5 protein-coding genes and 2 pseudogenes are annotated in these 6997 nt (G+C 36.7%); 3 read left to right on the top strand and 4 right to left on the bottom strand.

The window, feature by feature from the left end; genetic code table 11:
• Nucleotides 1-169 precede the first annotated feature (169 nt).
• Nucleotides 170-658 carry a hypothetical protein gene (locus tag PLEUR7319_RS37495; protein WP_019509539.1) on the bottom strand — a complete coding sequence of 163 codons (489 nt, stop codon included), beginning with the start codon at nt 656-658 and terminating at the stop codon, nt 170-172.
• A 298-nt stretch (nt 659-956) separates the two neighbouring features.
• Nucleotides 957-1838 carry an RHS repeat domain-containing protein gene (locus PLEUR7319_RS0133080; RefSeq protein ID WP_019509538.1) on the bottom strand — a complete coding sequence of 294 codons (882 nt, stop codon included), beginning with the start codon at nt 1836-1838 and terminating at the stop codon, nt 957-959.
• Between the two features lie 527 nt (nt 1839-2365).
• Between PLEUR7319_RS0133080 and PLEUR7319_RS43780 the strand changes: the two are divergent.
• Nucleotides 2366-3413 (top strand): annotated as a pseudogene (locus PLEUR7319_RS43780) (ISAs1 family transposase).
• A gap of 383 nt (nt 3414-3796) precedes the next feature.
• Nucleotides 3797-4036: a helix-turn-helix domain-containing protein gene (locus PLEUR7319_RS37490; protein WP_019509537.1), complete on the top strand. Its 240-nt coding sequence runs from the start codon at nt 3797-3799 to the stop codon at nt 4034-4036.
• Here the strand turns inward: PLEUR7319_RS37490 and PLEUR7319_RS0133060 are convergent.
• Complete coding sequence (locus tag PLEUR7319_RS0133060; RefSeq protein WP_019509536.1) at nt 4033-5232, bottom strand: PQQ-binding-like beta-propeller repeat protein; 1200 nt, start codon at nt 5230-5232, stop codon at nt 4033-4035. The two genes, PLEUR7319_RS37490 and PLEUR7319_RS0133060, sit on opposite strands and share 4 nt — an antisense overlap.
• Nucleotides 5233-5751: 519 nt before the next feature.
• Between PLEUR7319_RS0133060 and PLEUR7319_RS39820 the strand changes: the two genes are divergently transcribed.
• A complete protein-coding gene (locus tag PLEUR7319_RS39820) occupies nt 5752-5994 on the top strand; it encodes a hypothetical protein (RefSeq protein ID WP_237743704.1) in 243 nt (80 codons plus the stop codon).
• Between the two features lie 43 nt (nt 5995-6037).
• Here PLEUR7319_RS39820 and PLEUR7319_RS42340 read toward each other — a convergent pair.
• Nucleotides 6038-6997: pseudogene (locus PLEUR7319_RS42340) on the bottom strand (transposase); the annotation flags it as partial.

Genomic DNA, 6997 nt, shown 5'->3' with positions numbered 1-6997 from the left:
GGAATTTCCATCCCTACGCAGCTAGAACTCGCTCAAAATGCTCGTCACGGATATCGCCGTTTAGCGATCTCAATGGTTTTAGCTATCATCACAATTGGCTCACAATTGTTGATTGCTAGCTCGATGAACGGTCGCCAAACCCTTCAAAGTGGTTGATCCACAAAATCCGTTAGAACCAGGTCCAATCATTTAAAAACTCTTGAATTTTCGTACGACTCATTCGGTAGCGAACGCTCAAGGAAGCGATGAAAGTTGCGAGGAATGCTCCTACTAAAACATACTCTGTCAGTTGTAAATCTTTGCTTCTTCCTTCTACTACAGAAACCAACCCTGTTCCTGGTTGGGCATGGGTGCAATGACCACAACTGCAAGTTGTCCGATAGTAGTGATGTAATTGAGTTACGATCCTCAACCCAAATAATTCTGGTTCTAGTTCCAGGACATAATATCCCATATACCTAAAGGACTCAGATTCGCTTAAATCATGATTACAAGCGGTACATTTATGGGGATAGTGTGGAATGATTACTTCCGCCTTCAGAGGTTGCTGACGACCAAATCCTTTTCCTCCTGGTTGTTTTCCTGGCTTCCTCTTTGATTTTTGCTTCTTTTCTGGTTCTGAAGATTCATCTCTTTTATCCAACTCAGTTTGTCCCAACTCGGTTTCAGATTTTGAACCTGGGTTTGATTCTTCTGTGGTTTCTTTTAAACCGTAAGGATTATCTTTTGATGGTGGCTGAGAACTATTTTTTGAACTCTGCTGTTGCTTTTCCCATAAATCTGTGGCTAATTGATGTAGATTTTTGGCTTACTTCTACCAATCTCTCTTTTTCGAGTAGACTTGAAGTAGTCTTCGTTCATCTGTACCAAGTCATTTTTATCTTAATTGAGCCATGTTTTTAACATACACCACAAAGGTGGAGTTGGCTTATTTTTGACTGGGGGGAAATGAACGGTTACTTCAAAAGATGCCGTGAAAAGTCAGCACCAGCAGAACCATAGCTATAGCTGAGTACTCGATCGCTGCCTGCTATCTGTTGGGAAATAAGGCGACCGTTATCGTCGTATTCGTAGAGAACTTGTTCTCTATTAGCATCGGTGACTGAAGCAATTTGACCACTCTCGTTGAAGATGTAGGAGATGGCATCTCTGCCTTCGCCATAAATAACCTGTTGTAAACGTCCAACATGGTCGTAGTCGTAGCTGACTTTTGAACCATTGCCATAAGTGACGCTAGAAACTACCGTGGGATCGAAAGGATTATCGTAACTGAAACTGGTTGTACCGTTAGCATCTTCAACGCTGAGTAAATACTGTCCAGTTGTGTCATAGCTGTAAGTATTAACTTGTCCTTCAGCATCAGTAATAGTTTCGATGCGTCCATCGGAGTTATAGTTTAGAGCAAAGCTATTTTGGTTACTGTCTGAAAGTTCGGTAAGTAAATCGTTGTTATATCCAGCACTCAAGCGATAACCGTTGCCGTATTCTACATAATTTAATTGACCGTCAGCACGGAAAACAATTTTGTTGCCGTTAGCTTCTAGTTCGTAATGATCGACATTCCAAGTTAAAGTTCCACTACCTTCATAACTACCATCAGCTTGTGGTTTAAAAATTCTTTGGTCGGAGGAATAGGACTGTAGCAGCTGCTGTAAACTTAAGCTATAGGTACTGCTATCTAATTCTTGACTTGAAGATTGCTGTGAAAAAATAGATTCAAGTCCTAAGTTGAAAATATAGACGTTACCATCGCTATCAGTTGACAAACTAATATCACCAATAAAAGAAAAATTCCAGCCAAAAGTAGACAAGTTATGAGAATTAGTATTGTTAGACATTTCTTATAAGTTTTAAAGATAATAGTGTTCAACAGATATAGTTTGTCAGGCGCGAATAAATAGGTTAAAGATTTAATTTAAAATAAAGATGAATCAAAAAAGATTTATTTTATCTTCGTGAGTATCAATTTAGCACCAAAATTTCAATAAGTAACTTTTGGTATTACCTAAAAGACAAAGCTTTTTCTTTGCTTCAAATAAGCAAGCCAAAAAATAAGATTATTATGAAGATATTGCAATAGCACACCTTGGGAAGAGTTAATGTACTGGCAATATTTAAGCAAACATGATAAAAGCTTTTTATAATCTAGAGTTGGATAAGAATAGCTTTTATATTGTGTATAGCTAATAAATCAGAAAATGGGTAAGACTATTGAGTCAAACTATATTTATTATGTTCAACTATTAATAAATTTTCAAATGATGAATCTATCAGGGCTATTTCATTCTAGGTGATATTGTAATTGTGGTAGTGTAAATAAACTAGAAAAGTGAGTGAAATAGCGATAATAGAAGCATTCTCTCGAATGCCAGATCGTAGAAGAAAACAGGGAACAAGGCATTCATTACAATTATGTTTGGCTCTGTTTACACTGGGGGTGACAGCAGGCAACCAAGGCTTTCTTGCGCTCGGAGATTGGCTAAAATCGTACAGTGAAGAATTAAAAGAGTTATTTGAAGTCAGAAGAATCCCTTCTTACAGCACAATTAGGAGAGCATTATTAAATTTGGATTACGAGGAGTATTCAGCTAGATTAGCAAGTTTTTTTGAAATCAAACCGTTAGCAGGTGAGACTTTGGCATTGGACGGAAAAGTGTTAAAAGGCTCATACTTACTTTCGTCAGACAACCCTCATTGTGAGCCACACAAGGCAATCACATTAGTTACGGCTTACCTAGTTGAAAGAGGACTAATCCTAAGACCAGAAAAAGTTAAAAACAAGAGTAATGAAATTACCGCAATACCCAAATTTATTGAGGCTTTAGCCGTTGAAGGGGTAGTTTTTGCATTTGATGCAATCAATACACAAAAAAACTATTGAAACAATTATCAATAGCGGAAATCACTATCTTGCTGCTGTCAAAGGAAATCAACCCAAACTAGATCAAGCTGTAAAAACGAAATTTGTCGAACATGACAGTTTTTACAATATTTTTAAAGGTCACGGAAGAATCGAAAAACGCAGAGTTAGTACTGCTTACTTAGATTTGAAGTTGCCTAAATGGTCGAGTATTAAAACGCTCATTAAAGTAGAATCAGAACGCCAACTCAAGTATAAAACGGAGTTTAGTACCAGATACTATATCTCTGATTTGACCGAATCAGCCTTCGAGTTTTATCAAAGAATTCGTGGTTATTGGGGTGTAGAAAATAAAGTTCACTATGTTCGCGATGTTACTCAAGGAGAAGACAAATCTAGAATTCGTACCTTACCATTACCTCAGATTTTAGCGATCGCACGTAACTTAGCTCTCAATTTATATCGAGATTCTGGATTTGACAATATGGCTCAGGCACAACGTAAATGCCAATTCAGTTTAAAACAGATTGCTTCTCTTTTTAGAATGAAATAGCCCTGTGAATCTATAAATACAATTTATAATTTTTACGACTATTTTGTCTATATTAGGATTTGGTTATTGGCTTTCATATGAGCCATGGTTCAAACTTTCAGAAGATTTTAGAACTGAGCTTGAACCTCCAGATACATTTATGGAACAACAAAGAAGACGTTTTAAAATATTTTGGAAAAACTACATAATTAATTAAGGTGCATCCAAAAACCGTCGCACAAGAGAAAATTGCAATAGCCAAAATATTAAGTTTAATCATTAGTAGGCAATTTATGAGAATAGGTTTTTTTTGTAAATATTCTCTTATTATATTTGCCACTAGTGGAGAAGGGCGCAAATAAAGCTACTATTAATTGGAAACAAGATTTGAAACAAAAGAGTAGATGCCTAGACTAGCTCCCAAGCCAGTAGAACTAGACGAGAGAGAACGAAAAGAACTAGAAAAAATAGTGACTCGTCATAGTACTCCTCAGCAAATAGTAAAAAGAGGCAAAATTGTGCTTTTAGCGTCACTAGGAAACAATCATCGAACTATTGCCAGAGAGTTAGGTATCAGCAGAGAAATGGCACGGCTCTGGCGAGAAAGATGGATTGAATTGAAACAGCTTAAAAGCGAAATTTAATTTAGCGCGTACAAATATCCATTGCTGCATCCTACATAGATAGTTTTGTTGTTTATAACAGGCTCAGTAAAAGTTTCTAAATCTTTAGTACTGCCAGCAGTTATGTTGATCATTTGATTGAGAAGTCCGTAAAGCAACATTTGCGAATCTAGAAACCAGCGATCCTGCATAGGTATATCAAATTGCCAAAGATGCTCTCCTGTTGACAAATCTAATGCTTGCAAAGAACCTTGAGTTCCGATATACAGCGACTGATTATCAACAGTCAAATTAGACCATTGTGAAAATTTATCTAGCTTGAATTCCCATACTTGTTCTGCCGAATCTGCATTTAAACCATGAAGAATATTATCTTTGCTACCGACACACAAAATTCCTTGAGAAACTGCTGGAATAGTAAGTGGCTGATTGTTAAGTGTAAAGCTCCATCTGGACTTACCAGTTTGGATATCTAAAGCATGTAGAATATTACCATCATCAATTACATAAATTTTCTCTTCATCAATCATTGGTACTATTGGTAATGAACTAGGCAAAGAGGATAGGGAGCCAATTTCAAACTTCCACTTTTGCTCTCCTGACAAAATATCTACAACGTACAAGTTCCCATCACTACTGTAGACAGCGACAACATCTTTACTAACTGCTGGAGCAGTTAGAGGTTTATTTTTAGTGGTCTTAAAACTCCAAATTAATTCTCCAGACAAAGCATTAATTGCGTATAAACAACCATTACCTCCTCCAATATAAATTACATCATTGAAAAATGCTGGTGAAGAAGAGGTAAGTGCATAGTCAAAGGTAAAAGTTTTTAAATTTAGGGGAAGTTTAAACTCCCATTTTTTTTGTCCTGAAGAAAGATCTATCGCTAGTAAATATTCGTCAATGGCACTATAATCTAATCTACGATAGCTTAAGTAAATTGTATTACCAGCTATAACTGGATAAATAGGTTCATTACTTTTTTCCAACTTATGCTTCCAAAGTTGTTGACCTGTCTGGCTTGATAATCCATATATATTGCCACCAGGATTACTAACACAGACCATATCATTATTGGATGTAACCCCCCAGTTCCAACCTGGAATCCAATTAGAGACAGTATTTGATTGTCTAAACTTCCACTTAATCCCATTGAGTTGTTTAATACCTAATGTCTTATAATAACCAGTTCTATTGGAATTTGCTCTGTACATAATTAGTATATGACTTAATTTTCAAAAAGATAAGATTAGTTGAAAAAAGGCAATTTCCTAAACAATTCGCCTTTTTGCCTTTTATCAGAACCAGAATTATAGTCTATCAATAGTTCAGGCAATTTTAGAAACTATGAATTGAAATTATTAAACTGATAGCATTATATTTATCCAACATCTATTGATATAGAATATGACTTAAATTCATGTTTCGCTCTAACTTTCAAAGAACTATGGTTTATAGTACTTTAGAAATTCCCCAATTTAATAGTCTAAAATGCACTGAATCAATGGATGAGTTAGGGCGAACGCATCTTAATCTGAGTGAAAATGATAGATTAATTTGGTAGCAAAACTAAGGTACGGATTAGGGATAATGAAACTGAAGCCTAAGATTACCCTACTAGATCATTTTACCAATTTGGTAGTCCCTACAAAACAGTGGAGGTGGAGAATTGACCTCTCTATCATCAGATAAAATAGGAGATTATTCTCAGACTAGCGATCGCTGACTTATTGATGACAATTAAAGCTTACGATCCCTCACTCATTCATCGACTGTTCCCTCGCTACTGCCCTTGTCAAAACTGTTCCTATTACTTGGACTTAGATAATTACATTACTCTTGATGGGACATATTCCGTCAAAAATGATAGTCGAAAACGACAAAGACTTTACTGTCATGGAGGAGAACATCGCTTTTCCGAGACTGCATATTCCAATCTCACGGTTCGCTTAATTTCCAAATGGTCGAGAAAATAAAAACGATGGAATCAAATAACAGCAGTTGTTTGAGCGATTGTAGTCAATCAGGAACTAGCTGGGGAATAAGATAAATCGATTCAGGGATTTTCATCAAAAGTAAAATCTGTTTTTGAAGAGAATTAAGAGAACTGATTTCAGTAGAACCGTCAGGATAAAGATATAAAGTCAGATCCTCAAAAGCAGTTAACAACTGTTCTGCGGTGGGACGATTCGTCTGACGTTTAGGATTCCCTGAATAAAGTCCAGAGAGGGACTGCTGAGATTGACTTAATTGGCGACGCACCACAAATTCCATCAAGGTAAACAAAGTCAGAGCGAGGGTCAGCAAAAACATTAACCCTCGAATACGTTCTTCATCTTGGAAATAGATGGGTAAAGCAGGAAGATGACCTCGTTTAAAACGATGAAAACCCCTCTCAGGCTGCCATTGCTCTCGATAAGAATTAACAGCTTCTTCTAAAGAAAGATGGGATTGGTCTGCATTGGTAACATATAATCTCCAACCAGCAATGGATTGTTGTTCCGCTATTTTTGCCTGACAACGTTGATAATTCAGAGAGAAAGTAGTCTGACGAACACGAAGATAAGCACGATTCTCCCCTCCTCGACCAGCACCTTGGTAAACCTTTTGATAGCTAATTTTTTTCTCTATCGAAGTTATTATCTGTTCCTTAAGTCGATAACGTTTGAGAATACTCTCTACTTTAGTCTGTAGAATTAGCTCATCTTGAGGTGGTTTTTGAACCAGTTTTTCTAAAGCCAGTTCTGCTTTATTCAAACGAGCTGACAAGCTCTTGAGTTGTCGTTGTTGTAAAGCGTAGGAACAAACCACTAACCAACGCTCCGACCAACGATGCCACTGCTGATTTTCTTTTTCTAACCAGAGACTCCCTAAAGAAACTTCAAAACCTTTGCCAATAGCCGATTCTGACTCGTCTGAACCATTTAGATAAATCTCTTCGACTGCTGTAGGTGGATCGCTGACCCATTTCCATAATAT

Origin of the sequence: Pleurocapsa sp. PCC 7319, assembly GCF_000332195.1 — a bacterium.
Lineage (GTDB): Bacteria > Cyanobacteriota > Cyanobacteriia > Cyanobacteriales > Xenococcaceae > Waterburya.
Note: the sequence above shows the minus strand (reverse complement) of the source record. Positions and strands in the feature narration are given on the sequence as shown.

Excerpts from the sequence above, each read along its gene's own strand:
- PLEUR7319_RS0133060 (WP_019509536.1), bottom strand. The coding sequence starts at position 5,232 with ATGTACAGAGCAAATTCCAATAGAACTGGTTATTATAAGACATTAGGT.
- PLEUR7319_RS0133080 (WP_019509538.1), bottom strand. The coding sequence starts at position 1,838 with ATGTCTAACAATACTAATTCTCATAACTTGTCTACTTTTGGCTGGAAT.
- PLEUR7319_RS37490 (WP_019509537.1), top strand. The coding sequence starts at position 3,797 with ATGCCTAGACTAGCTCCCAAGCCAGTAGAACTAGACGAGAGAGAACGA.
- PLEUR7319_RS39820 (WP_237743704.1), top strand. The coding sequence starts at position 5,752 with ATGACAATTAAAGCTTACGATCCCTCACTCATTCATCGACTGTTCCCT.